Annotated in this window: 30 protein-coding genes and 1 pseudogene; 16 read left to right on the top strand and 15 right to left on the bottom strand. The window is 48.1% G+C overall.

What is annotated here, in order from left to right; translation table 11 throughout:
* Positions 1-22: 22 nt before the first annotated feature.
* The 4 genes from ACWJJX_RS00990 to ACWJJX_RS00975 form a co-directional block, all read right to left on the bottom strand.
* Complete coding sequence (locus ACWJJX_RS00990; RefSeq protein WP_012117244.1) at positions 23-544, bottom strand: MarR family transcriptional regulator; 522 nt, start codon at positions 542-544, stop codon at positions 23-25.
* 89 nt (positions 545-633) lie between these two features.
* Positions 634-2,163 carry a monooxygenase gene (locus tag ACWJJX_RS00985; RefSeq protein ID WP_454022661.1) on the bottom strand — a complete coding sequence of 510 codons (1,530 nt, stop codon included), beginning with the start codon at positions 2,161-2,163 and terminating at the stop codon, positions 634-636.
* Between the two features lie 96 nt (positions 2,164-2,259).
* The gene (gene lepB, locus ACWJJX_RS00980; RefSeq protein WP_003155158.1) at positions 2,260-2,775 is read right to left on the bottom strand and encodes a signal peptidase I; all 516 of its coding nucleotides are present in this window, start codon (positions 2,773-2,775) and stop codon (positions 2,260-2,262) included.
* On the bottom strand, positions 2,772-3,398 hold the full coding sequence (locus tag ACWJJX_RS00975; protein WP_003155159.1) for a TVP38/TMEM64 family protein: 627 nt from the start codon (positions 3,396-3,398) through the stop codon (positions 2,772-2,774). The genes lepB and ACWJJX_RS00975 overlap by 4 nt, the downstream gene beginning before the upstream one ends.
* A 153-nt stretch (positions 3,399-3,551) precedes the next feature.
* On the opposite strand from ACWJJX_RS00975, the gene ACWJJX_RS00970 reads away from it, so the two are divergent.
* The 4 genes from ACWJJX_RS00970 to ACWJJX_RS00955 all read left to right on the top strand — a co-directional run bounded on the left by ACWJJX_RS00970 (position 3,552) and on the right by ACWJJX_RS00955 (position 6,056).
* On the top strand, positions 3,552-3,911 hold the full coding sequence (locus ACWJJX_RS00970) for a hypothetical protein (RefSeq protein WP_012117241.1): 360 nt from the start codon (positions 3,552-3,554) through the stop codon (positions 3,909-3,911).
* Between the two features lie 120 nt (positions 3,912-4,031).
* On the top strand, positions 4,032-4,232 hold the full coding sequence (locus tag ACWJJX_RS00965; RefSeq protein WP_454022660.1) for a DUF3311 domain-containing protein: 201 nt from the start codon (positions 4,032-4,034) through the stop codon (positions 4,230-4,232).
* Positions 4,229-5,698 (top strand): sodium:solute symporter family protein, encoded by a 1,470-nt coding sequence (locus ACWJJX_RS00960; protein WP_317461360.1) that lies wholly within the window; start codon positions 4,229-4,231, stop codon positions 5,696-5,698. The genes ACWJJX_RS00965 and ACWJJX_RS00960 overlap by 4 nt, the downstream gene beginning before the upstream one ends.
* A 40-nt stretch (positions 5,699-5,738) precedes the next feature.
* A complete protein-coding gene (locus ACWJJX_RS00955; RefSeq protein WP_003155166.1) occupies positions 5,739-6,056 on the top strand; it encodes a YbjQ family protein in 318 nt (105 codons plus the stop codon).
* 32 nt (positions 6,057-6,088) lie between these two features.
* Here ACWJJX_RS00955 and ACWJJX_RS00950 read toward each other — a convergent pair whose 3' ends face one another.
* The gene (locus tag ACWJJX_RS00950) at positions 6,089-6,358 is read right to left on the bottom strand and encodes an excalibur calcium-binding domain-containing protein (RefSeq protein WP_003155168.1); all 270 of its coding nucleotides are present in this window, start codon (positions 6,356-6,358) and stop codon (positions 6,089-6,091) included.
* 195 nt (positions 6,359-6,553) lie between these two features.
* Between ACWJJX_RS00950 and ACWJJX_RS00945 the strand changes: the two genes are divergently transcribed.
* Positions 6,554-7,264, top strand: coding sequence for a YrpD family protein (locus tag ACWJJX_RS00945; RefSeq protein WP_003155170.1), 711 nt, complete (start codon positions 6,554-6,556; stop codon positions 7,262-7,264).
* A 132-nt stretch (positions 7,265-7,396) separates the two neighbouring features.
* Here ACWJJX_RS00945 and ACWJJX_RS00940 read toward each other — a convergent pair whose 3' ends face one another.
* From ACWJJX_RS00940 to ACWJJX_RS00930, 3 genes are all read right to left on the bottom strand, one after another.
* Complete coding sequence (locus ACWJJX_RS00940) at positions 7,397-7,768, bottom strand: iron chaperone (protein WP_044053077.1); 372 nt, start codon at positions 7,766-7,768, stop codon at positions 7,397-7,399.
* Positions 7,769-7,794: 26 nt separating this feature from the next.
* Positions 7,795-8,163, bottom strand: a complete 369-nt coding sequence (locus ACWJJX_RS00935) for an iron chaperone (RefSeq protein WP_045207079.1) — start codon at positions 8,161-8,163, stop codon at positions 7,795-7,797.
* Between the two features lie 145 nt (positions 8,164-8,308).
* A complete protein-coding gene (locus ACWJJX_RS00930) occupies positions 8,309-8,887 on the bottom strand; it encodes a competence protein ComK (protein ID WP_003155179.1) in 579 nt (192 codons plus the stop codon).
* Between the two features lie 315 nt (positions 8,888-9,202).
* On the opposite strand from ACWJJX_RS00930, the gene ACWJJX_RS00925 reads away from it, so the two are divergent.
* Positions 9,203-9,436 carry an IDEAL domain-containing protein gene (locus tag ACWJJX_RS00925; RefSeq protein WP_003155181.1) on the top strand — a complete coding sequence of 78 codons (234 nt, stop codon included), beginning with the start codon at positions 9,203-9,205 and terminating at the stop codon, positions 9,434-9,436.
* Positions 9,437-9,466: 30 nt separating this feature from the next.
* Here the strand turns inward: ACWJJX_RS00925 and ACWJJX_RS00920 are convergent, their stop codons facing one another.
* Positions 9,467-10,324: an SDR family oxidoreductase gene (locus ACWJJX_RS00920; protein WP_003155182.1), complete on the bottom strand. Its 858-nt coding sequence runs from the start codon at positions 10,322-10,324 to the stop codon at positions 9,467-9,469.
* A gap of 124 nt (positions 10,325-10,448) precedes the next feature.
* Between ACWJJX_RS00920 and ACWJJX_RS00915 the strand changes: the two genes are divergently transcribed.
* From ACWJJX_RS00915 to ACWJJX_RS00885, 7 genes and pseudogenes are all read left to right on the top strand, one after another.
* Positions 10,449-11,972 (top strand): FAD-dependent oxidoreductase, encoded by a 1,524-nt coding sequence (locus tag ACWJJX_RS00915; protein WP_454022659.1) that lies wholly within the window; start codon positions 10,449-10,451, stop codon positions 11,970-11,972.
* Positions 11,888-12,628: pseudogene (locus ACWJJX_RS00910) on the top strand (protoglobin domain-containing protein); the annotation flags it as partial. The gene ACWJJX_RS00915 and the pseudogene ACWJJX_RS00910, both read left to right, overlap by 85 nt.
* 243 nt (positions 12,629-12,871) lie before the next feature.
* Positions 12,872-13,387 (top strand): methyl-accepting chemotaxis protein, encoded by a 516-nt coding sequence (locus ACWJJX_RS00905; protein WP_369719112.1) that lies wholly within the window; start codon positions 12,872-12,874, stop codon positions 13,385-13,387.
* Between the two features lie 130 nt (positions 13,388-13,517).
* Positions 13,518-14,075: a biotin transporter BioY gene (locus ACWJJX_RS00900; RefSeq protein ID WP_326374960.1), complete on the top strand. Its 558-nt coding sequence runs from the start codon at positions 13,518-13,520 to the stop codon at positions 14,073-14,075.
* Between the two features lie 11 nt (positions 14,076-14,086).
* Complete coding sequence (locus ACWJJX_RS00895) at positions 14,087-15,523, top strand: acyl-CoA synthetase (RefSeq protein ID WP_454022658.1); 1,437 nt, start codon at positions 14,087-14,089, stop codon at positions 15,521-15,523.
* Positions 15,511-16,602, top strand: coding sequence for an acetyl-CoA C-acyltransferase (locus ACWJJX_RS00890; RefSeq protein ID WP_063174174.1), 1,092 nt, complete (start codon positions 15,511-15,513; stop codon positions 16,600-16,602). The genes ACWJJX_RS00895 and ACWJJX_RS00890 overlap by 13 nt, the downstream gene beginning before the upstream one ends.
* 50 nt (positions 16,603-16,652) lie before the next feature.
* On the top strand, positions 16,653-17,228 hold the full coding sequence (locus ACWJJX_RS00885; protein WP_007610462.1) for a histidine phosphatase family protein: 576 nt from the start codon (positions 16,653-16,655) through the stop codon (positions 17,226-17,228).
* A gap of 15 nt (positions 17,229-17,243) precedes the next feature.
* On the opposite strand, the gene ACWJJX_RS00880 is transcribed toward ACWJJX_RS00885, so the two are convergent.
* Entirely contained in the window at positions 17,244-18,122 is an 879-nt protein-coding gene (locus tag ACWJJX_RS00880; protein ID WP_454022657.1) for an ABC transporter substrate-binding protein, read from the bottom strand.
* Between the two features lie 487 nt (positions 18,123-18,609).
* Here ACWJJX_RS00880 and ACWJJX_RS00875 point away from each other — a divergent pair, with 487 nt between their 5' ends.
* Positions 18,610-19,758, top strand: a complete 1,149-nt coding sequence (locus ACWJJX_RS00875; protein WP_003155195.1) for a S8 family peptidase — start codon at positions 18,610-18,612, stop codon at positions 19,756-19,758.
* Positions 19,759-19,802: 44 nt separating this feature from the next.
* On the opposite strand, the gene ACWJJX_RS00870 is transcribed toward ACWJJX_RS00875, so the two are convergent.
* The gene (locus ACWJJX_RS00870; protein ID WP_003155197.1) at positions 19,803-21,053 is read right to left on the bottom strand and encodes a M48 family metallopeptidase; all 1,251 of its coding nucleotides are present in this window, start codon (positions 21,051-21,053) and stop codon (positions 19,803-19,805) included.
* 154 nt (positions 21,054-21,207) lie between these two features.
* Here ACWJJX_RS00870 and ACWJJX_RS00865 point away from each other — a divergent pair, with 154 nt between their 5' ends.
* Positions 21,208-21,603, top strand: coding sequence for a hypothetical protein (locus ACWJJX_RS00865; protein ID WP_326374963.1), 396 nt, complete (start codon positions 21,208-21,210; stop codon positions 21,601-21,603).
* Between the two features lie 47 nt (positions 21,604-21,650).
* On the opposite strand, the gene ACWJJX_RS00860 is transcribed toward ACWJJX_RS00865, so the two are convergent.
* The 4 genes from ACWJJX_RS00860 to ACWJJX_RS00845 form a co-directional block, all read right to left on the bottom strand.
* Positions 21,651-23,192, bottom strand: a complete 1,542-nt coding sequence (locus ACWJJX_RS00860; RefSeq protein WP_014304738.1) for a fatty acid--CoA ligase family protein — start codon at positions 23,190-23,192, stop codon at positions 21,651-21,653.
* Between the two features lie 131 nt (positions 23,193-23,323).
* Positions 23,324-23,968 carry an SDR family oxidoreductase gene (locus ACWJJX_RS00855; RefSeq protein WP_003155203.1) on the bottom strand — a complete coding sequence of 215 codons (645 nt, stop codon included), beginning with the start codon at positions 23,966-23,968 and terminating at the stop codon, positions 23,324-23,326.
* An 80-nt stretch (positions 23,969-24,048) separates the two neighbouring features.
* Positions 24,049-25,044 carry a lipoate--protein ligase LplJ gene (lplJ, locus tag ACWJJX_RS00850; RefSeq protein WP_003155205.1) on the bottom strand — a complete coding sequence of 332 codons (996 nt, stop codon included), beginning with the start codon at positions 25,042-25,044 and terminating at the stop codon, positions 24,049-24,051.
* Between the two features lie 12 nt (positions 25,045-25,056).
* On the bottom strand, positions 25,057-25,791 hold the full coding sequence (locus tag ACWJJX_RS00845) for an MBL fold metallo-hydrolase (protein ID WP_326360245.1): 735 nt from the start codon (positions 25,789-25,791) through the stop codon (positions 25,057-25,059).
* Between the two features lie 151 nt (positions 25,792-25,942).
* On the opposite strand from ACWJJX_RS00845, the gene yhfH reads away from it, so the two are divergent.
* Positions 25,943-26,083 (top strand): protein YhfH, encoded by a 141-nt coding sequence (gene yhfH / locus ACWJJX_RS00840; RefSeq protein ID WP_012117221.1) that lies wholly within the window; start codon positions 25,943-25,945, stop codon positions 26,081-26,083.
* The last annotated feature ends 142 nt before the right edge of the window (positions 26,084-26,225 follow it).

Here is a 26,225-nt window from a genome sequence, read left to right as displayed (position 1 = left end):
CACGCATCCATATGCGTGTTTTTTATTTGAACAGCTCTCCGCCGCCATTTACAGACCGCCAGTTTGCTGAAAGATCACGGAACAGCCGTTCAGCAAATAACAGTTCTTCATCTGTATAGCGGTCTAAAAACGCCAAGAGCCGCTTTTTTATCAATTCATGATATTCATGATGAAGGGAATGCAGCTCTTTCCCGGCAGGAGTCAGCCGGAAATAGACTTCTTTTTTATTGTCGCTCAGCCGGGTTCTGCGCAGGAAGCCGGCTTCCAAAAACTTCGCGCAGCTTCTCGACACGGTCGGCTTTGTCGTCTTCATTTTTTCCGCTATTGACGTGACATTGATCGGTTCATGATCTCCGATACACGACAAAATGTGAATTTCCGTCAAGGTCAATTGTAATTTTTTTCCGTTTTCTTCACGGAGTTCATCCATCCGTCCGGCCAACGACGCCCTGATATCCTCCTGACACCTCTCCTGCTCGTGAAAAATATCTGTCAGCCCTTCAAGAATCATGTGTTTTGCATGGTCTGGCTGTCTTCTGTCCAACTGCTGAGTCACCCCTCCGTATTGATTGTTTCTTTTACTATAACGTTTTGTTACACAAGAAACAATCACACAGGCGCATAAAAAGGTTATCAGATGAATAATCCCCATCTTTCCAAACCGGCCAGAACGGCTTCTTCCGCTTCACGTCCCGAGCCGCCGGCTGCCCATGCCGCATGGCCGTCCGGCCGGATTAAAACGGTGTGGACATCATTCCAATCGGCACGTGTTTCAGCAAGCTCCGCCCTGACTGCTGCCACGCTGTCCGTATCAATACCGGCGGGAATGCTCCCTCTTAATGACAGAAGCACAAAGCCGCCCTCGCGGAGAAAATCATAGAGCTGGGCCGGCCGCCCGTCATGAAGGGTCAGTTCGATATCCGGCAGGCGTTTTCCGTTCAGGGTATGCGGCGGCAGCTCCGCATCCGGTTCATAATGCAGATCAAGCGCGGATACTTTTCCCGCCAATAAACGGTTGGACTCCTGAAAATCCAGCAAAGCGGTCATCGTTTCTCTTAATGCCATCCCCGACTCGGTAAAATCCATGAGCTTGATCTGCGTTTTGATATTGTGCAGCACTTCTTTTCCTGTGCTGTGCCTTTCCTGATGATAGCTGTCCAGAAGATGAGGCGCCGCTTTTCCTTTCATTTGCGCCGCCAGCTTCCAGCCGAGATTGACGGCATCCTGAAGCCCCGTATTCAGGCCTTGGCCGCCTGCGGGAAAATGAATGTGCGCCGCATCCCCAGCCACAAAAACCCGGCCGGAGCGGTACTGCTCAGCCTGACGCTCGGCATTGCCGAACCGCGACATCCATACCGGATCACTCAATCCGAAATCAGTGCCGCATATCCGCCGCAGGTCTTCTTTCAGCTCATTTTCGGTGACCGGCTCTTCCTTCCGCTTTTGCAGGACGTGCGGAGAAACGATGAGGACGCGGAAAAGTCCGTCCGTAAGAGGGATAATCACAACCGATCCCTCCAGGCGGCACGTTGAAAAAAAGGAAGATTCGGGCGGATGTTTCAAAGCGGCATCACAAAGGGTTCCTGTTAAGTCGGCATCAGTGCCCGAAAAAGCGATGCCCGCCTGTTTCCGGACAATGCTCCCCGCTCCGTCTGTACCCGCGGCATATAAGCTGTGAAGAGTGCGGATTCCGCTTTCGTCCCGGAACACCGTCTCCACTCCGTCATCCGTCTGGGTGACAGCCACCGCTTCCGCCCCGCGGATGATATTTGCGCCGAGACTTGATGCATACTCCTCCAAAATCCGCTCCGTTTCTGCCTGAGGCAGCATTAACGAATAATTCTGCTTCGTATCCAGCCGAGAAAAATCCAGCCGTGTATCCAGCATGGAAAAATGGCCGGAAGACACCTTCGTCCCTTGATCCGCAAAGCGTTCCAATATGCCTCTCATGGCAAAAAGCTCAAGTGTGCGCGGATGCATGATAAGCGCTTTGGAATATGGCACCGTCTTCTTCAATCGTTCAATGACAGTCGTTTTCACTCCGGCCAGCGCCAGTTCTGATGCAAGCATAAGCCCGACCGGACCTCCCCCGATAATGGCAGCCTGTGTTTTCATTTCATCAGCCCTCTTTCGTATTTTTGTTGCACACGTAACAAAAAACATAAAATAAAACGCCTCCTTTTTTGTTTCGTGCGTAACAATTTTCATTATAGTCTTTCCTCTGTTTTTTTACAATCATTTCCGAAAAAAAGACGCCGTTCACTTGGCGTCTGATTCACTGATGACTCCGACAATGTCTTTATCCTTAATCGGACCGAAATGACGGCTGTCGAGGCTGTATATGCGGTTGTCGCCAATAACAAAGTATTGTCCCTTCGGTATGCTTTTGCGCCCGGTCGTTTCCTTCAGCGTATAATCACCGGTCACATGGCTCCCGGCGGACAATGATGACTTTAACGGTTTTAAAAACGGTTCCGCCACCCGTTTTCCATTCACATACAGCTGATCCTCCCTGTATGCGATTGACTCGCCGGGGAGCCCGATGACACGTTTGATCAGCACTTTGCGGTGCGGGCCTTTAAACAGAACAATATCGAAACGGCGGATCGTTTTGTAACGATGGGAAAACTTGTTGACCATCAGCTCATTTCCTTGTTTAAAGGTCGGATTCATGCTGATTCCTTCGACTTTATAATCAATAAAAATGGCATTCTTTAATTGTATGGCCAAAACAACGATAAGCACGCCGGCTATAAACCAAAATCGTTTTTTCAAGATTCCTGTCTCCCTCCGTCTTTCTCATGCTGACTGATTCTCGTCTGTAAACGCCGTTCGATATGCTTTCCGGCATACCACAGCACCGCGATCACCATTATGGCGCCCGCCATCCTGAAAGGCTGTGTAATGAGTGCGTGAAGATCATACCCGATAAAACTGATCATAAAGATCATAACCATTTTCCCCATAGCGGCTGCTGATATAAACTGCAGCGCCCCTACCCGTGACAGACCGGCAACGATATGAACCGCAGCGGACGGCGTAAAGGGGAAGCAAAGTAAAATAAACAGCGGACCGAAACCGTGCCGCTCAACCCAGAGCATCATCCGCCTTATGGTCTGATGCCTGCGGATGAAACCGAAAGCTCTCTTCTGTCCGAAACGGCGGACGGCATAAAACATCAGCATCGATCCTGACGCAGACCCGAGCCATGACAGAAAAAAACCTTCCCACAAACCAAATGCATTCGTATTCGCCACCACAAATACAACGAGCGGCAAAAACGGAAGAAACGCTTCAATAAAAGGCAGTACAGCCGCAGCCGCCGGGCCGAAAGCTCTATAGCTTTGGAACCATTCCGTCAGCTGTTCCTCAGTCAAATATGATAAAAATTGCTCCAACGTTTATACTCCTTAACGAGTTTGTCTATCCTTATTCTACACATTATCTCCAAAAAACGAAAATGTTTACGAGATTTTCCGACTTGAAATATCGTGTAAGCGAGTATAAAATAAGAACAAACGTTCTCTTTTTTTAAGAAAGAAGGAGTATTTATGCCTGACATTCGGAGCGGCACCCGCGATCTCATCGAAAAAGGGCTGTTTCTGCCCATGGCGGCTGCCATCCTGAACCGGGACCTCGAAGCGCTTGATTCGTGCCCGTTCAAATTAAAACAACCCTATAAACAGCTTATCAGCTGCTCTTTAAAATTAGCACAAAAGGATTTGAGTGATGTTCGAAAAGAGTTAAGAAAGCGTAAAATTAAAATATACGAAGCGGAAAGAGACGAAGCATTTACGCTTTATATATGCACCATTAACGGCTATGAAGAAAAACACCGTTATTTCAACCCGAGAATACGGGAACAGGTAACCGCCTTATTGGAATATTACCTGTCTCTTGCGACCATTTAAAAAGCAGCCGGGACTGCTTTTCCTTTTTAGTTGATAAATTTCAGACTATTCACACTATACATTCGACATGATTTTCTTTATAATCGGGACACGCTGTTTTCAATGAAAAGGAGGAATGTTATGAAACTGATTCATGTTCTCGCCGCCCTGCCCTTTTTCGGAATTCTCGCCGGCATTCCATTTGCCAACCGGGTGACGCCTTATGTTTTCGGAATGCCTTTCATTCTCGCATTTGTCGTCATCTGGGCGGTGCTGACTTCCGTTCTGATGGCCGCCGTTTACAAATTGGACAAAGAAAACAAGGCGGGTGAGACGGAATGAACGCAGCATTTCCCGTAATGGCCGCCGTGCTCCTGTTTTGTGTATATCTCGGAATCCGGGCCCGAAAAGGAAAACGCATGGACCTTGAACAATGGACGGTGGGCGGACGCGGCTTCGGCACGATGTTTGTCTTTTTATTAATGGCGGGAGAAATATACACGACCTTTACATTCCTCGGCGGAAGCGGATGGGCTTACGGAAAAGGAGGCCCGGCCTTTTATATTATCGCGTACGGCTGCCTTGCCTACATTTTGTCATATTGGCTTCTGCCAGCCGTGTGGACTTACGCCAAACAACACAAACTGATGTCGCAATCAGATTTTTTTATTTCAAAATACAACAGCCCGCTCCTCGGCATTCTCGTATCGCTCGTCGGCATCGCATCCCTCATCCCCTATCTCGTCCTGCAGCTGAAAGGGCTCGGATTAATTGTTTCAGCAACGTCATACGGACAGATTCCGCCCTCCGCCGCTGTCTGGATCGGCGCTGTCTCCATCACAATTTATGTGATGATTTCAGGAATCCATGGTTCAGCGTGGATATCCGTCGTCAAAGATATCATGATTTTAGGCATCGTCCTGTATTTAGGCATTTATCTGCCCATTCATTATTACGGCGGGTTTACGGAGATGTTCAAACAAATTGACGCCGCAAAACCCGGTTTTCTCACGCTGCCGGAAACCGGACAGAGCGTTTCCTGGTTCAGCTCAACGGTTTTGCTGACCGCCCTCGGCTTTTATATGTGGCCTCATACCTTTGCCGCTTCCTATTCGGCGGAGCATCCGCGGGTGTTTCGGAAAAACGCGATCATCATGCCTCTTTATCAGCTCGTCCTGCTGTTTGTCATCTTTACCGGATTTGCGGCGATTCTGCAGGTGCCCGGTTTAAAAGGGGCGGACACGGATCTCGCCTTATTAAAGCTGTCTGTGAAAACCTTTGATCCCTGGTTTGTCGGGCTGATCGGATCGGCGGGCATTCTGACGGCGCTTGTACCCGGTTCAATGATATTAATGGCCTCAAGCACGCTGTTCGCCAAAAATGTGTACAAAGCCATTCGGCCCGGCACGACTGACGAAAAAGTCTCACGGCTCGCAAAATACGCCGTACCCGTCATCGCGCTGATATCCGTATATTTTACGCTGAAAGGCGGAAATACCATCGTCACCTTGCTTTTAATGGGCTACAGCCTTGTCACCCAGCTTTTCCCCGCCCTCTTATTCAGCCTGCCGAAGCGGCGTTTCATCACAAGCCACGGCGCTTTTGCCGGCATAACGGCCGGGGTCGGAACAGTGGCCTTCATTACGCTGACCGAATCAACCGTCGGAACCCTCTTTCCGTTTCTTCCGCAGATCGTTAAGGATATGAATACAGGCATCATCGCGCTGGTTCTGAACATTGCCGTCATGTTTGCAGTCAGCGCCGCAGTCAGAAAAAAACAAATCAGCGCAGCCGAAAAGGCGGCTTAATGATAAAATAGCGGTAAGACACATGAAGGGGGAAAGCCGCATGATCATGACAACGACCGAAACCGTCGCCGGAAAACAGATTACGGAAGTAAAAGGCTTAGTGACAAGCAGTATCGTCCAGTCCCGTCACATCGGAAAAGACTTGCTTGCAGGCTTAAAATCTGTCGTCGGCGGCGAATTAAAAAGCTATACCGAAATGCTGGAAGACTCCAAAAAAGCGGTGAAAGAGCGGCTGATCAGAGAGGCGGAGCAGCTCGGAGCGAACGCCATCGTCGGCCTGCGGTTCGAACTGACCGCAGGACAGAACACATCCGAATTAATCGGATACGGAACCGCCGTCACCGCCGAATCCATTTAAAAAAACAAGCCTCTTTAAAGAGGCTTGTTTTTTTATTTCTCACATGCGATATAGTCTTTATCCCGGTCAAGTCTTTTATTTGCATTGTAAAGCGCTTTTGATACATACGGCTTGTACTTTGTTCTGCCGCCCTTGTTTTTCACTTTCGACGATTTGGCCACGCCGCCCTTATACACCTTATTCAGCGCCTTGCAGTTTTGATACGTTTTTACCTTTGTTTTCGCTTCTGCCGTCTGCCCCGCTCCGTATGAACAACCGAACACCAGGCCGAAAGACAAAAGCACAGCTGCCGTCTTTTTCATTTCTATCCTATCCCCTTTCCTGAATCATGTTGTATGGCTGAACATATCATAGTTCAAATAATCTCCATTTACAAGATAAATAGGAAAATAGTTTTAATTTATGTCCGCCCGTATATCTTTTATGGAATTTTTCCCAAAACCTTTTATAATATGAATTGATAGCGCTATCTGACTATGATGATAGGAGGAGAAATGATGATGAAAAAAGGGCTTGTTGCGGGTGTTCTCACTACAGCCGTTCTATTCGGCGCATGTACGGCGGATATTCCGGGGGTGATCAGTCCAAATACGGCGGAAGCGGCGTCCCAGCTCAGTAAAGGAATCGGCGGAAGGGCCTATCTGAACAGCACGGGCTCAGTTCTCGTCACGAAAATTCAGCTTCCAAGCTCGATTCAGGTGTCAAATGGGACAGCCTATATTTACTCAGGATTTACCGGAGGCACAGAGGCTGATATCGGGCTTCAGTACAGTGACACCTATCATGTATGGAAACCGATCATGAAAGTCGGTTCAAAGGGACAAGGCCAGGTCCGGTATCTGGAAGGAGAAAGCCAATTCACTTATACGAAAGGCTTCCGGCCCGGCAGCACCGTACAGCTGACCATTTACAAAAATCTGAACGGCAATACCCGCGCCACATATTGGGGCACGAATAATGACGGATACACCGGCCGCATCATCTCAGAACTCGCCCAAACAAATGTAGGCTCTGTCTCAAAATGGAAAGCGCTCGCCACCGTTGCGGTCACATCAGAGGATCAGCGCCCTTACATCAAATCAAACTTCTCAACAGCCTTTACGAACATCACGATCGACAATAAAGCAGTCACACCTGTGATTGATACACAGGATTTTGCCAAATTGACAGTGTCAGGAAGCAGCGTCAGCATGTCTGTCGTCAAATAAAGAATTTTGAACGCACGATTTCTGTCATCGTGCGTTTGTGAGGGTCTGCCGGATACGCAAATCCCTTATTTTTCGGATTACGTTTAATAAAAAAACAGCCCTCCTCAGGGTTGTTTTTTAACATTTCTTTCATTATTTCCGCCAAAACGCTGAGCAGTCCGCCTTATCCTGGATATTGAATTGAATCATGCTTTCAAGCAGCTCATAATGCACCGGTTCAGTCCATTGAATTCTGAACAAACGGGAAGTAGCGCTGTAGCCGGCACGGGCAATGTCGTCGGCAAAATGCGCAATTCCAGCTTCTTCGGGGGAAACACTTACATGATGCTTTGCTGCCGCAAAGCCGATAATAAACGTGCCGTGATCGGTAAACATCGGCGTGTTCCACTTGATCTGCGGTGTTAAACCCGGGAATTGCTCAGACGTCCACGACAGGATTTCCTCCATTCGCAGACGATGATCAGGGCTGTCGATACTTGATAAATAGTCTTTGAAAACGTCCATGTCTTCCTCCTTCAACATCACGTCCGCTAGCGCCAAAACCCCGGATTTTCAGCTTTTTCCTTGATGTTAAATTCGATGATCTTCTTAAGCAGATCATAGTGCACCGGATCAGTCCACCGAATTCTGAACAGGCGTGAAGAAGCGCTGTACCCGGCTTGGGCGATGTCATCGGCAAAATGCTCCATCGTCTCTTTTTCAGGTAAAATGCTCAAATGATTTTTTGCCGCGGCAAACATAATGATATAGGTGCCGTGATCGGTAAATGTCGGTTTGTTCCACTTGATCTGTGCTTCTAAGTTCGGAAATTGGTCAGCCGTCCACGACAAAATTTCCTCTGCTTTGAGACGGTGATCCGGGTTATCGATTCCTGATACATATTTTGCAAACACATCCATGCCCATCTCTCCTAAAATGAAATATCATTACTCTTTACATCATCATAGCCAACGGACGGACACGATACAACTCTATCCGGGCATGTAAATCGAAAAAAGCCCTTCCTAAAAGGAAAGGGCCCGTCCCTTCACATCACAGCTTTCTCTAATATCTCTCCCCCAGCTCCCGCAAAATAAAGTCGTAGATCATTCTTGTCCGCTCTTCTTTCGGATACAGCATGAATTCCTGCCGCTTCGGGATATGACTGCCCATCCTGTCCTGAAAAGTGGTTCTGAGATAGGCGGTTCTGTAAACCTGATTTTCAAAAGAATGATAGGATACTTCCAGTTCCATCGTTTTGCCGTTTGAGAACGTGACCGCTGTGTCATCAAATGCCGTCGGTTGAAAATCTTTAACGTGCACATGAGATATCCAGCCGCATTGAGGCCTTGCAGAAGAAAGTGTAGGGAATAAAAAGATGTGATTTGAAGGGTCCACCATAATCGGCGGCTTGTGAGAAATTTTAATCGCTTCATATGTTCCTGCTTTTCTCCCGGCATAGCTGGAGCCAAAGTAGCGGCAGCTTCTGTCGATGATGTGAATCGGCTTCATGCTGACATACAGAATGCAGTCTTTTTCAATGACCTTCGACCCCATTTTACCGTCTATTTCCTCAGGCAAAACAGCGATGGTTGAACGATTTACTTCGTAGCTTTCTAAGGGTGCGTGTGTTTTCTGGCACATGATGTGCAGCCTCCAATCCTTTTCTTGAAAATTTATACTAATAATCTATCATCTGTCATTGGAAAACGACAGGTTTTTTTTGAATATAGCTAAAAATCACCTTTTAAAGCTGCAATTTAGTCTTAAATTACTATTTAAATATTATTTTTCTTTTTCATTTCACCTCATTTATACAATGATCATTTTCGTTTTTTCGTCAATTTGCAGGATATGTCGATATATTTCCAAGTATTAGTTGTCTAAAGATTATAAAAATTAATTGATTTTTCCGGCCGTTATCCATATACTATAAAAAAGGCATTGGGGGGATTCTTTATGAAAGAGAAAAAGTCGTACACTGAGCTCATGAAGTCCCGCAACACGGAAAAAGCAAACGAATTCGATGTGACAATGGCCGATATTTACATTCAAATGGTGCTTGATGAATCCTTGTATAAACGCCGGATCGCCATGCTGACAATGCAGATTAATAAGGCGCTTGATGATAAAAATAAAGAAGCGTTCCTCACGCTTTCAAAAGAATATGCCGCTCTCAAACAGAGTGAATAAGCCAATCCATATGGATTGGCTTTTTTTACATTATCCGTTTACGATGGTGCCGCCGTTCACATGAATCGTCTGTCCCGTGACATAGGAAGAATCATCGCTTGCTAAGTACAAATAGCTCGGCGCCACTTCAACAGGCTCTCCCGGGCGCTGCATCGGCACGTCTGAGCCGAAGACTTCCACTTCCTTCGCCGAGAAGCTCGCCGGGATCAGCGGCGTCCAGATCGGCCCCGGCGCCACTGCGTTTACCCTGATGCCCTGAGTGACAAGAGATTGGGAAAGAGATCTTGTAAACGTGACGATCGCCCCTTTTGTCGCTGAATAGTCAATCAATGTTTTGTGGCCTTTATAGGCGGTAATGGAGGCCGTATTAATGATTGAACTTCCTCTTTTCAGGTGAGGGAGCGCGGCTTTCGTCAAGTAAAACATTGAAAAAATATTCGTCTGAAACGTTCTGATGAGCTGGTGGCTCGTGATTTTCTCAATCCCCGGCTGCACGTGCTGCTCACCCGCGTTGTTGACCAGGATGTCAATGGAAGGAAAGGCTTGGCCCGCCTGGCGGATGACATCGTTGCAAAAGGCTTCGTCGCCGACATCCCCTGCGATCAGCAGACACTTCGCCCCCTCTTTTTCTACATATTGCTTCGTCTCTTCGGCATCCTGATGCTCATCAAAGTAAACGATGACCACATTAGCGCCTTCCTTCGCGAATAAAACGGATACGGCGCGGCCGATCCCGCTGTCTCCGCCCGTGATGATCGCCGTTTTCCCTTCAAGTTTTTTCGCCGCTTTCGGTTTGTCAAAAACGGGGCGCGGGTCCATTACATATTCAAAGCCCGGCTGCCGGTTTTGATGCTGCGGCGGCAAGGTTTTCTTCTTCTGATTCGCCATTTTGATCACTCCTTTACATTAATTACTATATTATGAGTAATTTGAGCATCTTATACGAATTTCATGTATGAACAGAGTCTTATTGGAAAAATTAAGAATATACAACAGAGGAGGTAAATCTGAATTGACTACTTTTTCAAACGAGGAACCGGCTTCCTATTGGCAAGCAACAGCTGACATTCCTTCCTTTCCCGCCCTCACTGAAGATACGGAATGCGACGTTGCGGTTATCGGCGGAGGAATTACGGGTCTGACAACGGCATACGAACTGACGAAAAGAGGTTTCCGTGTCGCTGTCATTGAAGCAGACCGGATTTTAAACGGGACGACCGCGGGCACAACCGCAAAAATCACCGCCCAGCATGATTTCATCTATGCCGATCTTATTCAGCAGATCGGCCTGACCAGCGCAAGGCTGTATTTCGAAGCCCATCTCCGCGCCATAGAAGACATGAAGCAGATCATCAAGGACCTTTCGATTGACTGCAGACTGATTGAACAAGACGCATATCTTTACACGAATACAGAATCAGGCGTCAAAAAAATCCGCAGTGAGCAGGAAGCTTATACCAAGCTCGGTATTGAACATGAGCTTGTGAAAGAACTTCCCGTCCCCGTTGATTGCAGGCTCGGCCTCGCCATGAAGAATCAGGCGCAATTCCATCCGCTTTTATATGGTGCGGCGCTCGTGAAAGAGATCGTTAAAAACGGGGCGCGGGTTTTTGAACAGACGGCTGCGATCGACATAAAAAAAGAACCGCAGCCGGAAGTGGTCACGAAGAACAGACACGGCATCAAGTGCAGCTACATTGTCTGCTCTTCCCACTTTCCTTTTTATGACGGAGGCGGGCTTTATGCCGCCAGAATGTATGCCAGCAGATCCTACGTACTCGCGGTAAAACCGAAACAAACGTATCCGGATGGGATGTATCTCAGCATAGACAAGCCGTCCAGATCACTGCGATACACCGATTTGAACGGTGAAAAACTGGTGCTTGTCGGCGGTGAAAGCCACAAAACAGGCCAAGGAAAAGAAATGTCCGGGCATTACGAAGCGCTGAAACAATTTGCGGAAGACACAATCGGAGTTGAAAGCATCCCATATCATTGGTCTGCACAAGACCTTGTCACCATTGACAAAATTCCGTTCATCGGTCCCATCTCAGGCGATGAAGAACATATTTTGGCGGCGACCGGTTTTAAAAAATGGGGCATGACAAGCTCAGCGCTCGCCGCGAAGCTTTTGGCTGATCATATTCAAAACAAAAAGAACCCGTTTTCCGGCCTGTTTATTCCGTCACGCTTCCACGCAGATCCCGGACTGAAAAAACTGATTTCCTATAATGCCGACGTGGCCAAACACCTTATCTCGGGCAAACTTGAGAGGCCGGACGCTTCGCCTGAGAGTCTTGGGCCCGGGGAGGGAAAAATCGTAACGGTAAACGGCAAACGGGCCGGCGCCTATAAAGATGAAAAAGGCTGTCTGCATCTTGTCGATACGACATGCACCCATTTAGGCTGTGAGGTTGAATGGAATGACGGCGAACGGACGTGGGACTGTCCATGTCACGGGTCCCGGTTCACACCCGACGGCGGGGTTGCCGAAGGTCCCGCCATCAAGCCGCTGAAACGTCTCACCCAAGATTGACTAAACCATTCTGTACGAATGGTTTTATTTTTTTCCGCATTAAAATATTTTTATCAGATTCCTTCATTCAAGTTCCTTCCAAACCGATAAAAAGAAAAAGAGAATATCTGGGGGAACTTATATTGTTATTTAAAAAAGACCGCAAAAAAGAAACAGCATATTTTTCAGAAGCCGATGGAAAAAAACGCATCGCGCTTTCAAATCAATATGCAGATGTCCAAAAACAGCTGAAAATGGTCAGGCTCGGAAACGAAGAACTTCATGTGCTTGAAGAGCTGCAGCCGTTAATTAAAGAACATATCTCAACAATCGTCGATTCCTTTTACCGAAATCTGGATCACGAAAAATCATTAATGACGATCATTAACGACCACAGCACGGTTGAGCGACTGAAAAAAACATTACGGCGTCATATCCATGAGATGTTCGCCGGCACGATTGATGATGAATTCATTGAAAAAAGACAGCGCATCGCTTCCATCCACTTGCGGATCGGCCTTGAACCGAAATGGTATATGGGAGCGTTTCAGGATCTGCTTCTGTCGATGATGAACATATATGAAGCAACCATTCCGGATTTGCATGAGCTTTTAAAAGCGATCAAAGCGACGACGAAAATATTGAATCTTGAACAGCAGCTCGTCCTTGAAGCATTCCAGACTGAATATAACTGCCAGCGTGACGAACAAGAGGAAAAGAAAGCCCGTCTTCATCAGAAAATCCAGGAAACATCCGGATCACTCGCTGATTTGTTTTCAGAAACGAGCAGAGCCGTGCAGGAGCTGGTCGATAAATCCGAGGGCATTTCCGAGGCGTCAAAAGCCGGCACCGTCACTTCCGTACATGTCGAAGAAAAATCAATCGGCGGGAAAAAAGAGCTTGAAAGCCAGCAGCAGCAGATGAATAAAATCGACGCCAGCCTTCTGCAGATTGAAGAAGAAATGGACAAGCTGAATGACATTGCCCAGCAGATCGAAAAAATCTTCGGCATCGTGACGGGGATCGCCGAGCAAACGAATCTCCTGTCACTCAACGCCTCAATAGAATCCGCGAGAGCCGGGGAGCACGGCAAAGGGTTCGCCGTTGTGGCGACGGAGGTAAGGAAGCTTTCAGAGGATACGAAAAAAACCGTTTCCACCGTATCAGAGCTTGTGAACAATACCAATACACAAATCAACATCGTGTCCAAACATATCAAAGATGTAAACGGACTTGTAAGCGAAACGAAAGAAAAAATGACGCAGATCAACCGTCTGTTTGATGACATCGTCCAAAGCATGAAAACGAGCAAAGACCAGACAGGCAAAATCGACGTTGATTTGCAGGCCTTTCTCGGCGGCCTTCAAGAAGTCAGCCGCGCCGTTTCCCACGTTGCATCATCCGTTGATTCACTTGTTATCCTTACAGAAGAATAAAGATAAACCGACCGGCCTTTTTCATAAAGGGCCGGTCTTTTTATTGTTAACTTAAAATATAATAGAGTTGACATATGTAAAGACTCGCTTTATTGTATAAACATATTTTGATAAGCTGGAGGAATACATAATGAAATTGACAGAAATGATGCATATTGCCGTGTTTACCGCCATTATGGGACTTTTGGGGCTGCTCCCGCCGCTTTTCTTATCCTTTACGCCGGTTCCGATTACGCTCCAGACGATCGGTGTGCTCTTATCGGGAAGCATCCTGAAACCGAAAGCGGCGTTTTTAAGCCAATTGCTTTTTTTGCTGATTGTGGCATGCGGAGCACCTCTCCTTTCAGGCGGAAGAGGCGGGTTCGGGGTTTTTTTCGGGCCGAGCGCCGGATATCTCATCGCATATCCGCTGGCGGCATTCCTGCTGAGCCTCAGCATCCAAGGCCTTCGCTCAGCTGCTGTCCCCCATTTGTTTATCAGACAGTTCTTGTTCGGCGTGCTGTTTTTGTATGTCATCGGCATTCCCATTCAGGCTTTTATAATGCACATTGATATCTTGACTGCCGTAAAGCTCAGCCTCATCTATGTGCCCGGAGATCTGCTTAAAGCGGCCGCAGCCTCATTCGCAGCCGTAAGAATCAGAAAAACTCTTCAAGCTAGCCGGCTTTTGCCGACGAAAGGAAGCTGATTTTAGTCATCATGATTACATCATCATATTCAGATACAGCCGGACAAGCGCCGGAACAGATCGCGATTCAGACAGAAACAGAACAGATCAACTATCAAACTTGGAACAGGCTAGTAAACCAAACCGCAAACTGGCTTGGCAGCCTTTCAGGTAAGCCGGAAAACATTGCACTATTACTGCCGAACGGCATCCCTTTTTTACAACTTTTCGCAGGGGCGGCGCATGCCGGCTGCACGGCGGTTCCGTTAGATCCCCGCTCGGCGGCGGCGGAACTCGCGGACCAGCTGCACATCAGCAAAACCGATCTCGTCATCTGTGACCGCCGGCTGAGCGGCAGACTGGACGGCATCAAAACGCCTGTCATCCTGTGGGATGAATGCAGGCCTTTGATCGAGGCGGAAAAAGCGGCAGGCGCTTTTATCAAAAACGCCTGCCTGCCCTTTTATACCGGATTCACCTCGGGATCGACCGGTAAGCCGAAAGCCTTCACCCGCTCTCACCGTTCGTGGCTGGAGAGCTTTTCTTGTACGAAACGTGAATTCGGCATTTCCCCTGATGACAAAGTGCTGGTGCCGGGCACGCTGCGCTCATCACACTTTTTATACGGCGCTGTCAGCACTTTGTTTATCGGCGGAACCGTCCTCCTTCAAAGAAAATTCAATCCGGCCGGAATGAAAGACCGGCTCAGACAAGCTGACGTTCTATATACCGTTCCGACAATGACGGACGCCCTGCTCTCACTAGAGGCGTTTCCGGATACACCGCTCAAGGTGATTTCTTCCGGTGCAGACTGGCCTGCTTCGTCTAAACAAGCGCTGTCAGAGCGCTATCCCCATTTGCGGTTGTATGATTTTTACGGAACGTCTGAGCTGAGTTTCGTGGCGTTCTTATCGCCTGAAGACAGCGCCCGAAAGCCTGACGCGGCGGGCCGTCCGTTTGAAAATGTTACAATCGAAATCCGCCGGCCCGGCGGGGAACGCTGCATGCCGGGCGAAACGGGGAAGATTTTTGTGAACAGCCCGATGAAATTTTCCGGATACATCAACGGCGCAAAGCCTGATGATTCCGGCTGGATGACGGTTGATGACATGGGATATATCGATCATGAAGGCTATCTTTATATCGAAGGACGTGAAAACGGGATGATCGTATCAGGCGGCCTGAATGTATTCCCGGAAGAGATAGAACGTGTGCTCAACCGCTGTCCGGGCGTCAGAAAAGCGGCCGTCATCGGCATCCCTGATGATTATTGGGGCAGCATCGCCGTTGCGGTGATCGACGGACATGCAAATGTAAAGGAACTGAAGAAACAGTGCCGCGAGCAGCTGGCAGCATATAAAATCCCGAAAAAATGGCTGTTTTCAGAAATACCGGAAACAGCCGGCGGAAAGATCGCCCGTGCCGCCGTACAAAAGCAGGCAAAGGACATGATGGAATGGAAGCTGTAATTACGGATGCGAAGCGGACGATTTTCGCCCGGGAAAACGGCCTGTTAAAAGACTGTCTCCCTGAAGATTTGGCAGCTCTGCTGATCCGACATTTGAGCCGGAACATGCCCGAAGACATTGATGAAGTCCTGCTCGGAAACGCGACGGGCCGCGGCGGGAACCTCGCCCGGCTGTCAGCCTTGGCCGCCGGGCTTCCTTTGAGCGTGTCCGGTACGGCCATCGACAGGCAGTGCGGTTCCGGATTGGACGCCGTGAGAATCGCGTGCCACTTTGTTAAAGCCGGCGCGGGGAGCACATACATCGCGGGAGGAGCGGAGAGCAGCAGCCGTTCCCCTTTCTCATCCCGGGCGCGCTTTTCTCCTGAACACATCGGCGATCCTGATATGGGCATAGCGGCCGAGTATACGGCACAGGCTTACGGCGTAACGAGAAAGATGCAGGACGAATATGCCCTTCTCAGCTATGAACGGAGCGTCAAAGCGCACGAAGACGGCTTGTACCGCCGGGAAATTCTCCCCTGCCACGGATTCGCCTCTGACGAAAATATGCTGAAAAAGCGGAACATGGCGCCTCTCATCGCCCGCGCCAAACCCGTCTTTCAGCCCGGAGGCTCTGTCACCGCCGCCAACAGCTGCGGAATTTCTGACGGGGCGGCGGCAGTTTGTGTGATGGAAGAACAAAAAGCGCGGTCTCTCGGTTTAAAGCCGGGATTGCGTTTTATCGGAAGCGCGGTAAGCGGCGTCCATCCGCATTATCCGTCAGCAGCTCCGGTTTATGCCGTCAAAAAGCTTTTGAAGGAACGGGACCTGTCACCGGATGATATTGATATATACGAAATCAACGAGGCGTTTGCCGTCAAAATATGCGTTTTTTCACAGCAGCTTCAAGTGCCGTATTCTAAAATAAATGTCCGGGGCGGCGCTCTGGCCGTCGGGCATCCGTACGGGGCTTCCGGGGCGGCGCTTGTCACCCGGCTTTTTCATGAAGCAAAAAGACGTCCTGATGCCCGCTATGCAGCAGCAGCGATCGGCAGCGGAGGCGGAGTCGGACTGGCGCTTCTCTTTGAAGTGTTAACGTAACGGCAGTATAATAGATGATATCGATAAAAAATGATCGGAGTGGAGACTTTATGACTGCCGTTTGTTTAGTAAGACATGGAGAGACTGATTGGAATGCCCAAAAGAAGCTTCAAGGCAAATCGGATATTCCGTTAAATGCGACGGGAGAGCGTCAGGCGAAAGAAACAGGAGAGTACTTAAAGGGGTCCGAATGGGATGTCATCGTCTCAAGCCCGATGAAACGGGCCAGAAAAACGGCTGACATTATAAACGGGTTTTTGAATCTTCCCATTGTCGTCATGGAAGATTTCAGAGAACGGAGCTACGGTGATGCGGAAGGAATGTCTTTACCGGAACGGTCGAAGCGCTACCCGGATAAAAACTACCCGAATATGGAGACCGCAGAAGAGCTGACAGACAGAATGCTTGCCGGTTTAGTGAAAGTTCAGGAGCGGTTTCCTGAGCAAAAAGTACTGATCGTCGCTCACGGCGCAGCCATTCACGCCCTCTTGTCCGCTATTTCTGACGGTGATACCGACATACAAAACGCAAAGCTTGTCAATGCGTGCCTGAGCAATATCGAACGAATTGAAAATAAGTGGCGCGTCAAAGATTACAATGTAAGCAGCCACCTATCAGAATCATAACAAAAAGGCCCGAATTCAGTTTTGGGCCTTTTTGGCGAGCATTTTTTTCTGCAGATCATGTAATATGGCGTCCGCACCGTCAATGCTCCGGCGCTCCGTCCATGCCGCCCTGTCCGCGCGGTAAACGCGGCCGTTTTTTACGGCAGTCAGCTGTTTCCAGAGGTGATTTTTTTCGAGTTCTTTCTCACCGTCCAACAGTACGATGTAATCAGGATCGATTTGCAAAAGCTGCCCGGGCGTCATTTTGATAGCATCTGATTTCCCGCCGGAATCCGTCTGGACCGCATATGTAAACCCTGCGAGCGCCAAAAGCCGGGACGTAAAAAACTGATCATCCTTTACGGAAATGCTGCCATTTGCAGCGTCAATTAATAAAATCGTGCCGCCTTCTGCATCCAGCTTTCTTTTGATGTCATTCAGCTTTTCTTCCTGAGCCGACAATTGTTTCTCTATGATGCCCTCTTTACCGACCGCCTTTTCAATGGTAAGGGCAGCATCAACCGCATCCTGATAATCCGCAGCTTCATTTTTCAAAGCGATTGTCGGAGCGATCTTTGTCAGCTCATGGTATATCCCCCTGTGCAGGCTTGAGTCTGCAATGATGAGATCGGGTTTTAACGAAGTGATCTTTTTCAAATCGGGATGTGACGGGGGCCCGACGGACGGACTGCCGTCGTTTCGCTCTTTCCGGTTATCCGCCGCGGCCGCCGGCTTTATGCCGAGATCATGGAGGGTGTCAATAAAGCCCTCATTCAATACGGCGATGCGCTGCGGGTGCGCAGCCACATGCGCCGTCCCCAGATCGTGCCTGACGGCGGTTTCATGTTCCCGTTCTGAGCATGCCGTTATGAAGAGAACGGATAAGATCATCAGCATACTGAAAATTGGTTTCATCTGTTCCCCCTCTTTCGTTTTTCCGCAATTATATCATTGACAATATAAGTATCAATGATATTCAATATCATTATTTTCATAAAATGGTTTCACAGCTTTCTCCGTCAAGAAAGCCAAAGACTGATTCATGCCGGCCGCTTTATTTCATTCCGCTTTCGTTTCCATCAGACTTCTGCATTCAACAAAAGGTGACATTTATCCTGTTTTTGCCTCAGCTTCCAAAAATGGAATCAAACCGTTCGACCCAGTAAACAAGAGAGCGATTGCGGCTGTGTACAAATACTCATGTCCTTCCATCGGTTTTTTCCATTAAAATTTAAATATTTCGGGTTCCTATTAAACGAAAGAGAGATGATATACCTAAATAGAAATAAAACAAACTGAAAAAAATTGGGTCTACTAAAATATTATTCCATACTATACAATTAATCCACAGAATAATCTGTCTATTGGTTATTCTGCAAATGAAAAAAGGAGTGGATAAAGAGTGAGAGGCAAAAAGGTATGGATCAGTTTGCTGTTTGCTTTAGCGTTAATCTTTACGATGGCGTTCGGCAGCACGACTTCTGCCCAGGCTGCAGGGAAATCGAACGGGGAAAAGAAATATATTGTCGGATTTAAGCAGACAATGAGCACGATGAGCGCCGCCAAGAAAAAAGATGTCATTTCTGAAAAAGGCGGGAAAGTGGAAAAGCAATTCAAATATGTAGACGCAGCTTCAGCTACATTAAATGAAAAAGCTGTAAAAGAGCTGAAAAAAGACCCTAGCGTCGCTTACGTTGAAGAAGATCACGTTGCACAGGCGTACGCGCAGTCCGTGCCTTACGGCGTATCACAGATTAAAGCCCCTGCTCTGCACTCTCAAGGCTTCACCGGATCAAATGTTAAAGTAGCGGTTATCGACAGCGGTATCGATTCTTCTCATCCTGATTTAAAGGTAGCAGGCGGAGCCAGCATGGTTCCTTCTGAAACAAATCCTTTCCAAGATAACAACTCTCACGGAACTCACGTTGCCGGTACAGTTGCGGCTCTTAATAACTCAGTCGGTGTATTAGGCGTTGCGCCAAGCGCATCTCTTTACGCTGTAAAAGTTCTCGGCGCTGACGGTTCCGGCCAGTACAGCTGGATCATTAACGGAATTGAGTGGGCGATCGCAAACAATATGGACGTTATTAACATGAGCCTCGGCGGACCTTCTGGTTCTGCAGCGTTAAAAGCGGCAGTTGACAAAGCCGTTGCTTCCGGCGTCGTAGTGGTTGCGGCAGCCGGTAACGAAGGCACTTCCGGCGGCTCAAGCACAGTGGGCTACCCTGGTAAATACCCTTCTGTCATTGCGGTAGGCGCTGTTAACAGCAGCAACCAAAGAGCATCTTTCTCAAGCGTAGGTTCTGAGCTTGATGTCATGGCACCAGGCGTCTCTATCCAAAGCACGCTTCCTGGAAACAAATACGGCGCGTACAATGGTACGTCAATGGCATCTCCGCACGTTGCCGGAGCGGCTGCTTTGATTCTTTCTAAGCACCCGAACTGGACAAACACTCAAGTCCGCAGCAGTTTAGAAAACACCACTACAAAACTTGGTGATGCTTTCTACTATGGAAAAGGGCTGATCAACGTACAGGCGGCAGCTCAGTAAAACATAAAAAACCGGCGTCGGCCATGGCCCCGCCGGTTTTTTTATTATTTTTCTTCCTCCGCATGTTCAATCCGCTCCATGATCGACGGGTGGCTCCCTCTGAAAATTTTGACGAGAAACGGCGGGTTGACCCGGCTCAGTCCCGTATCGGCCAAGTCCTGAAACGTCTCAATCGCCGCTTCCCGGTTTCCGGTCAGCTCGATGCCGTAACGGTCGGCGGCGTTTTCCTGATACCGGGAGACGGCGTTCGTAATCGGATCAGAAGCAAAACTGAGAACGGATATGAGCAGCAATAACAGCGGGAGGGCGGCCAGATCTTCAGGCCCCTTTATATGAAGCATTCGGCCGAAGAATTTGGACAGCCGCTTATAAAGCTTGTCAATGATATAAAACCCGGCTAATGACAGCAGCAGATACCCGGCCAGTCCGATGTACACGTGCTTCATCACATAGTGCCCCATCTCATGCCCCATAATGAACAAAATTTCCCGATCCTTCAGTTTGTTAAGCGTCGTATCCCACAAAACGATCCGCTTATTCGAACCGATGCCCGTCACATACGCATTCAGCGCATTCGTTTTCTCCGACATATTTACTTCATACACATGGCTGGCCGGAATGTCGGCCTTGTCGGCAAGCGACAAAATTTTGCTTTCCAGCTCCTTGTCTTTCAGCGGATAGAAATCATTGTATAAAGGATCAATCACGACCGGCTGCAGGAAAAACAAAAACAGGGTAAACGGCACAGTAAGACACCAAGCGTAAAACCACCATTTTTTTGTATGCTTTGTGATCAGCCAGTAAAACACAAGCACACACACGGCAAACAGCGGAAAACTGATCCAGAAATCAATGACATGGTCTCTTATCCAGCTTGCTGCTGTCTGCGTCGAAATATGATACGCAAGCGAAACCCGATATCCGATCCACTCAAGCGGAAGCGAAGCCGCCGTAACGATGAGTGAAATCACAAATACGAAGCTTACGATTTGCAGCACCCGAAAGCGCACCGCTGCTTCCAGCCAATGCTTTATTTTTTTGGCAAGCCCCGTAATGAGCAGCAGAAAAAATAAAAACCAATCTAACGGCGCTCCGATGAAAAATAAAAAATCCTTTACATTTGAAAAGTTTTCAGCGGCTGCCAGGCGGCCCGGGTCCATGAACGAGGACGGATCGGCTTTCGTTCCCTTTACGGCCTCCGGGACGGCGGAGTCTCCTGTCATAAAGAAATACCAATAGAAAAAAAGGCCGTACAGCACATAGGCAAGTCCCGCTGCCGCTATCCATTTGCGCATGGAAGTCTCCCTCCTTAGCCTTATGACTTACTCCTATTGTAAGCATAAATGCAAATAAATAGAACCAAGCCTCCGAAACGGATGTTAATCTTTTCACAACAGAAAAGAATGGAACAACAGGAAGCGGGAAAGACTAAAAGACGGAGTGATGAATATGAAAAAAATAATCGCGTTTATTGTAGTAATCGCCCTTTTGGTTATTGCTTTCTTCTATGTATACAGCCGGACCGGCGATGTGTTTCCATCAAGCAACGCAGATCTGATTATTCTGTCAGAGCACGGAAAAAAAGAGATCAAAATTAAAGACAGGCAGAATGTAAAAGATATGCTCGATATCTTGAACCAAGGAAAACAAGTCAAACTGACCAAAAGCGTGTCTCCCGATTACGACGGAACGGTCAAATACCATGAAGACCGTTTTGATTCATTCAGCATGTGGCTCGAAAGCGGCAATTATATGATGTACAAGTATAAAAACACGTATTACCAACTGACCCGGCATGATACGAAGCTTGTGCAAAGCATCATTAAGGAAGAATCGCAGAGCTGACCGGATCAGCATGTAAAAGCGAAGCCCCCGGCTTCGCTTTTCGTCCGTCATTTCGGAAGCATGTCCCGGACCGCCCTTCTCAGCAGCTTCCCGGTCGCGTTCTTCGGAATCTCATCAAGAAAAACCACTTCCGCCGGCCGCTTATATTTTGCCAAATGTGTTTCACAGTAATCGAAAACCGCCTGCTCTGTCAGCTCACCGTCCGCAGGCACTATATAAGCATGCACCGCTTCCCCCGTTTTGGCGTCAGGAACGCCGATGACCACGGCTTCTTTAATGCCCTCATGGCTGTAGAGCACTTCTTCTACTTCGCGCGGATAGACGTTGTATCCGCCGACGAGAATCATATCTTTTTTTCTGTCGACGATATAAAAATAACCGTCTTCGTCGCGCTTCGCCAAATCACCCGTGTACAGCCAGCCGTCTTTCAGCGCGTGCTCCGTCTCCTCGGGCATCTTGTAATAGCCTTTCATCACATTCGGCCCTTTCACGATCAATTCTCCCACTTGATGGTCGGGCAATTCGCGTCCGAGCGTATCGACGACTTTATTTTCGACATGTAAAATATTCGTCCCGATCGAGCCGGGCTTTCTCCCCCGGTCAAACGGATTAAAACAAGTAACCGGAGACGCTTCAGAAAGTCCGTACCCCTCCAGAATGGTGACGTCAAAGGTTTGTTCAAACGTCTGCAACAGAGCGACCGGCATGGAGGCCCCGCCTGAAATGCACAGTCTGACGGACGCAAAATCCTCCGCCTTGCCGTGCTCGTATTGATACAGATAGTTATACATCGTCGGAACGCCGGCAAAAATGGTTGCCTGACGGCTTTTAATCAGTTTAAACACAGAAGCCGGGCTGAATTGCGGCTCGATTAAGACACACGCTCCGCTCATCAGAGGCGCATTCATACAAACGGTTAAACAAAAAACGTGAAACATCGGCAATGCCGCCACAATTTTGTCTTTCTCATTCATTCCTAAGTATCCGGCGACATCATTTGCATTGGAGAAAAGATTCTGATGGGTGAGCATGGCGCCTTTCGGTTTTCCGGTCGTCCCTGAGGTGTATAAAATGACGGCAGTATCGTCTTTGGACAATGTCGGATAAGTTCTGCTGCGCTCCGCCGGGCGGAGCATTTTTGTAAACGTTGTCATTTTTAAGCGCAATTGAGGGTCTTCTGTCGATGGAGCGTTCTCTGCTGTCTGGCTGATAATGATATGCTCCAGCAGCGGCAGCGAGCCGTGCAGGCTTTCAAATACGGGAATTAATAGGTCGATGCCGGCGATCGCTTTGACATCGCCGTTTTTCAGCATGTATGCGATTTCTGAAGGTGTGTATGCCGGATTAACAGGTATGACGACAATTCCCGCTTTTAACGCGCCGAAAAACGCAATAACAAAATCAGGCGTATTTCCGAGCAGCAGCGCGAGATGATCCCCTTTTTTCAGTCCCCTGTCCTCCAAGCCGTTTGCAAATGCTTTGATTTTACCTGCCAGCTCCTCATACGTCATGTACTGATCTTGAAACAGACAAGCTGGTTTTTCCGGTTTCTGCGATGCCGTTTCTTCCAATTTGGAAACCAGATTCATTTTCCCACCCCTTTAAAAATGTAATGAATGAATAGTCATTCATTTCTCCGGAATAAACGTTCACTTTTATTATAGAAAAATATAGAAAAACACTCAAGGGCAAAAAGCCCCGAGTGCCTGAAAACCGGAAACTATAATTGTTTCAGCGCTTCACTGACCGGCGTGCCGCCTGCTGTCAGATCGAACGCTTTTTCATACGTATTCGGTTCATCAAGGGATGCGATAACGGTCTTGGCGACATCGTCTCTTGAAATGGAGCCTCTTTCTAAATCGGCTGCGGCTTTGATATTTCCCGTGCCGGGATCATTTAATAACCCGCCCGGCCGGATAATCGTATACGTCAGACCGCTCGCTTCAAGAATTTTATCCGCATAATGCTTTGCGGCATAATACGGCTTCAGCGCTTCATTCCAATTGTCGCGGTTATGAGCCTGAAGGGCGCTTACCATAATGAACCGCTTGATGCCGGCTTTCTTTGCCGCTTCTATCGCTTTCGCCGCTCCGTCAAGATCAATCAAAAGCGTCTTATCGTATCCGGTGCTTCCTCCTGATCCGGCGGTAAACACAATCGCGTCACAGCCTTCAGCGGCTTTCGCGATGTCTTCCGTGCTTCCTTCCAAATCTGCAAGAACGGCTTCTGTTCCCGCGGCTTGAAGCGCTTCTTTCTGCTCTTCTTTCCGGACCATCGCCCGCAGCGTATGCGTGCCGTCTTTTTGAAACAGCCCGGTCAGACGCTGTCCGATCTGCCCGTTTGCTCCGATGAGAAATACTTTCATCATGATCCCTCCCCATTCATTATGGTTCTATCATTTCACAAAAACGGGCGCTGATTCAAATCATGCGTTCGGCAAATGTTCTAATAAATCAGCTCGAGGAAATCTTCCAGCTCTATTTTGCCGAAATACTGTTTCAGATCGATTCCGGCCAGCGCCTCCCTGATAGCGGTTCTGTCATACTGTTTTCCGGTCAGCGCCTGTTCGACTTCACTCACATCTTTCGCACCGAAGAAATCACCGAAAATTTTGCAGTCCTGAATGATTCCTTTTTTCACTTCAAGACGCAGATCAATCGATCCGACCGGATAACGTTTCGAATGCTGAAGGTTGAATGCGGGCGACCTGCCGAAATTCCAGTCCCAGTTTTGATAGCGCTCTTCGGAAATCTTTCGGATCGCTTTCCAGTCTTCATCGGTCAGTTTATATTCCGGCACTTCGGAAAGATCATTTGTATTAAAAATATGGTGAAGCAGATGCTTTTTGAATTCGTCCGCCGTCATTTTGTCATCAAGAAACTCGCTGATATTGGCGACACGGCTTCTGATTGACTTAATGCCTTTTGATTCGATTTTGTCTTTTTTCACTTTTAAGGCTGACACGACATGATCAATGGCGGAATCCAGCATTAATGTTCCGTGGCTGAAAATACGCCCTTTCGTCGAAAATTGAGCGTTGCCGGAAATTTTTCTGCCGTCCGCGACGATGTCGTTTCGGCCGCTTAATTCAGCTTCCACACCGAGCTGGCGCAGCGCCTGAATAACGGGTTCGGTGAATTTTTTAAAATTGTGAAAGCTGTCGCCGTCATCCTTGGTGATAAAACTGAAATTCAGATTCCCGAGGTCATGGTAAACCGCGCCGCCTCCTGACAGCCTGCGGACGACGATGATTCCGTTATCTTCTACGTATTTCGTATTGATTTCTTCTATTGTGTTTTGGTTCTTCCCGATGATAATCGACGGCTGATTGACATAAAACAGCAGGTATGTCTGTTCAGGGTCGAGATGCTTCACGCAATATTCCTCGATCGCGAGGTTGATCCTCGGGTCGGTTATGTTTTGGTTGTCGATAAATAACATGGTGCTCCTCCTTTATTTCTCCCACTTCAATCCGGAAGCGGCGATTGTCACTTCGCCCCCGAACACGGATTCCGCTTCTTCTTTCAGCTTCCGGTGCTCGCCGAAATGAGGCAGATGTGTGAGAATCAGCTCCCCCGCTCCGGCCTCCTCCGCGATACGTCCGGCTTCCAAACTGTTCATATGGCCGGCTGACGTGCCGTCCTGGTCCGCGTAAAAATTGCACTCGCAGATCAGCAGATCGGCATTTTCCGCAAACGGGATAAACGCGTCCTGGTAGCTTGAATCAGCCGTATACACAACAGAAGCTGAACCGTCAGTAATCCGCATCGCATAACAAGTGACCGGATGCACCGTTTTCAGGAAGGTAATGGTGAACGGCCCGGCAAAAAGCGGGCGGTCCGGCTGATAGGCCACTCCTTTCGTATGCGTTTTATATGTAAGACGCTCAAACTGTTCTATATCAGCATCATGCCCGTAAATCGGCAGTGCATGCGTCCCTTTTCCGAGAAAGGAGCCGACCTGTTTGGCAAATTGAAGCGGCCCGATATCAGCGATATGATCATGGTGATAATGGGACAAAATGACGGCATCAAGCTCTTCTGCTGGAACATAGGCAAACAGCTTTGATAATACGGCGCTTCCGCAATCAACGAGCAGAGAATAGCCGCCGGACTGAAACAGATAGCCTGAAGTTGCTTCGTTTGCGGCCGGAAACCCGCCGCAGCATCCAATAACTGTAACTTTCATATGACCCTCCGAATGTTTATGATAAAAAGATCCTTTCCTCCAATATACCTATTTTTCGTACAAATTGCATGTTTTAAACATTGTGCCAAAACAGCCGTTGATTTTCCAAAACTGTTATAATACAATGTAGAGACAAAACAATGAAAGAGGGATGGGTATGTTGGAAAAGATGTCGGATTTTTTCAGAAATTTACCCGGTAAGAAATGCGAAGAATGCGGAAATGAGATTGTTGAGCAGTATGAGTGTCACATTAATCTGTGCAATGACTGCTTGAAAATTAAGGATATGTGACAATAGGGCGCCGCACAATTCTAAGTTGTGCGGCGCCCGTTTTTTCGGCCGTCATCATACTTTCTGAATAGGGCGTTATTCACCATTATTAGCAATTATCTGTACGTTTTAAAAGATTCAGTATTTTCAATCTATATTTTTC

This window comes from Bacillus sp. YH3-2-B2 (assembly GCF_053663335.1).
Note: the sequence above shows the minus strand (reverse complement) of the source record. Positions and strands in the feature narration are given on the sequence as shown.

Bases quoted from the DNA above. Each gene is read 5' to 3' on its own strand.
- ACWJJX_RS00860 (WP_014304738.1), bottom strand. From the start codon at position 23,192: ATGAATCTGGTTTCCAAATTGGAAGAAACGGCATCGCAGAAACCGGAA.
- ACWJJX_RS00880 (WP_454022657.1), bottom strand. From the start codon at position 18,122: ATGAAACCAATTTTCAGTATGCTGATGATCTTATCCGTTCTCTTCATA.
- ACWJJX_RS00970 (WP_012117241.1), top strand. From the start codon at position 3,552: ATGCCTGACATTCGGAGCGGCACCCGCGATCTCATCGAAAAAGGGCTG.
- ACWJJX_RS00885 (WP_007610462.1), top strand. From the start codon at position 16,653: ATGACTGCCGTTTGTTTAGTAAGACATGGAGAGACTGATTGGAATGCC.
- yhfH (WP_012117221.1), top strand. From the start codon at position 25,943: ATGGGTATGTTGGAAAAGATGTCGGATTTTTTCAGAAATTTACCCGGT.
- ACWJJX_RS00845 (WP_326360245.1), bottom strand. From the start codon at position 25,791: ATGAAAGTTACAGTTATTGGATGCTGCGGCGGGTTTCCGGCCGCAAAC.
- ACWJJX_RS00960 (WP_317461360.1), top strand. From the start codon at position 4,229: ATGAACGCAGCATTTCCCGTAATGGCCGCCGTGCTCCTGTTTTGTGTA.
- ACWJJX_RS00940 (WP_044053077.1), bottom strand. From the start codon at position 7,768: ATGGACGTTTTCAAAGACTATTTATCAAGTATCGACAGCCCTGATCAT.
- ACWJJX_RS00900 (WP_326374960.1), top strand. From the start codon at position 13,518: ATGAAATTGACAGAAATGATGCATATTGCCGTGTTTACCGCCATTATG.
- ACWJJX_RS00895 (WP_454022658.1), top strand. From the start codon at position 14,087: ATGATTACATCATCATATTCAGATACAGCCGGACAAGCGCCGGAACAG.
- ACWJJX_RS00870 (WP_003155197.1), bottom strand. From the start codon at position 21,053: ATGCGCAAATGGATAGCGGCAGCGGGACTTGCCTATGTGCTGTACGGC.
- lplJ (WP_003155205.1), bottom strand. From the start codon at position 25,044: ATGTTATTTATCGACAACCAAAACATAACCGACCCGAGGATCAACCTC.
- ACWJJX_RS00985 (WP_454022661.1), bottom strand. From the start codon at position 2,163: ATGTTTTTTGTTACGTGTGCAACAAAAATACGAAAGAGGGCTGATGAA.
- ACWJJX_RS00855 (WP_003155203.1), bottom strand. From the start codon at position 23,968: ATGAAAGTATTTCTCATCGGAGCAAACGGGCAGATCGGACAGCGTCTG.
- ACWJJX_RS00905 (WP_369719112.1), top strand. From the start codon at position 12,872: ATGAATAAAATCGACGCCAGCCTTCTGCAGATTGAAGAAGAAATGGAC.
- ACWJJX_RS00890 (WP_063174174.1), top strand. From the start codon at position 15,511: ATGGAAGCTGTAATTACGGATGCGAAGCGGACGATTTTCGCCCGGGAA.
- ACWJJX_RS00930 (WP_003155179.1), bottom strand. From the start codon at position 8,887: ATGTGCCAGAAAACACACGCACCCTTAGAAAGCTACGAAGTAAATCGT.
- ACWJJX_RS00865 (WP_326374963.1), top strand. From the start codon at position 21,208: ATGAAAAAAATAATCGCGTTTATTGTAGTAATCGCCCTTTTGGTTATT.
- ACWJJX_RS00935 (WP_045207079.1), bottom strand. From the start codon at position 8,163: ATGGATGTGTTTGCAAAATATGTATCAGGAATCGATAACCCGGATCAC.
- ACWJJX_RS00920 (WP_003155182.1), bottom strand. From the start codon at position 10,324: ATGGCGAATCAGAAGAAGAAAACCTTGCCGCCGCAGCATCAAAACCGG.
- ACWJJX_RS00955 (WP_003155166.1), top strand. From the start codon at position 5,739: ATGATCATGACAACGACCGAAACCGTCGCCGGAAAACAGATTACGGAA.
- ACWJJX_RS00925 (WP_003155181.1), top strand. From the start codon at position 9,203: ATGAAAGAGAAAAAGTCGTACACTGAGCTCATGAAGTCCCGCAACACG.
- ACWJJX_RS00965 (WP_454022660.1), top strand. From the start codon at position 4,032: ATGAAACTGATTCATGTTCTCGCCGCCCTGCCCTTTTTCGGAATTCTC.
- ACWJJX_RS00950 (WP_003155168.1), bottom strand. From the start codon at position 6,358: ATGAAAAAGACGGCAGCTGTGCTTTTGTCTTTCGGCCTGGTGTTCGGT.
- ACWJJX_RS00945 (WP_003155170.1), top strand. From the start codon at position 6,554: ATGATGAAAAAAGGGCTTGTTGCGGGTGTTCTCACTACAGCCGTTCTA.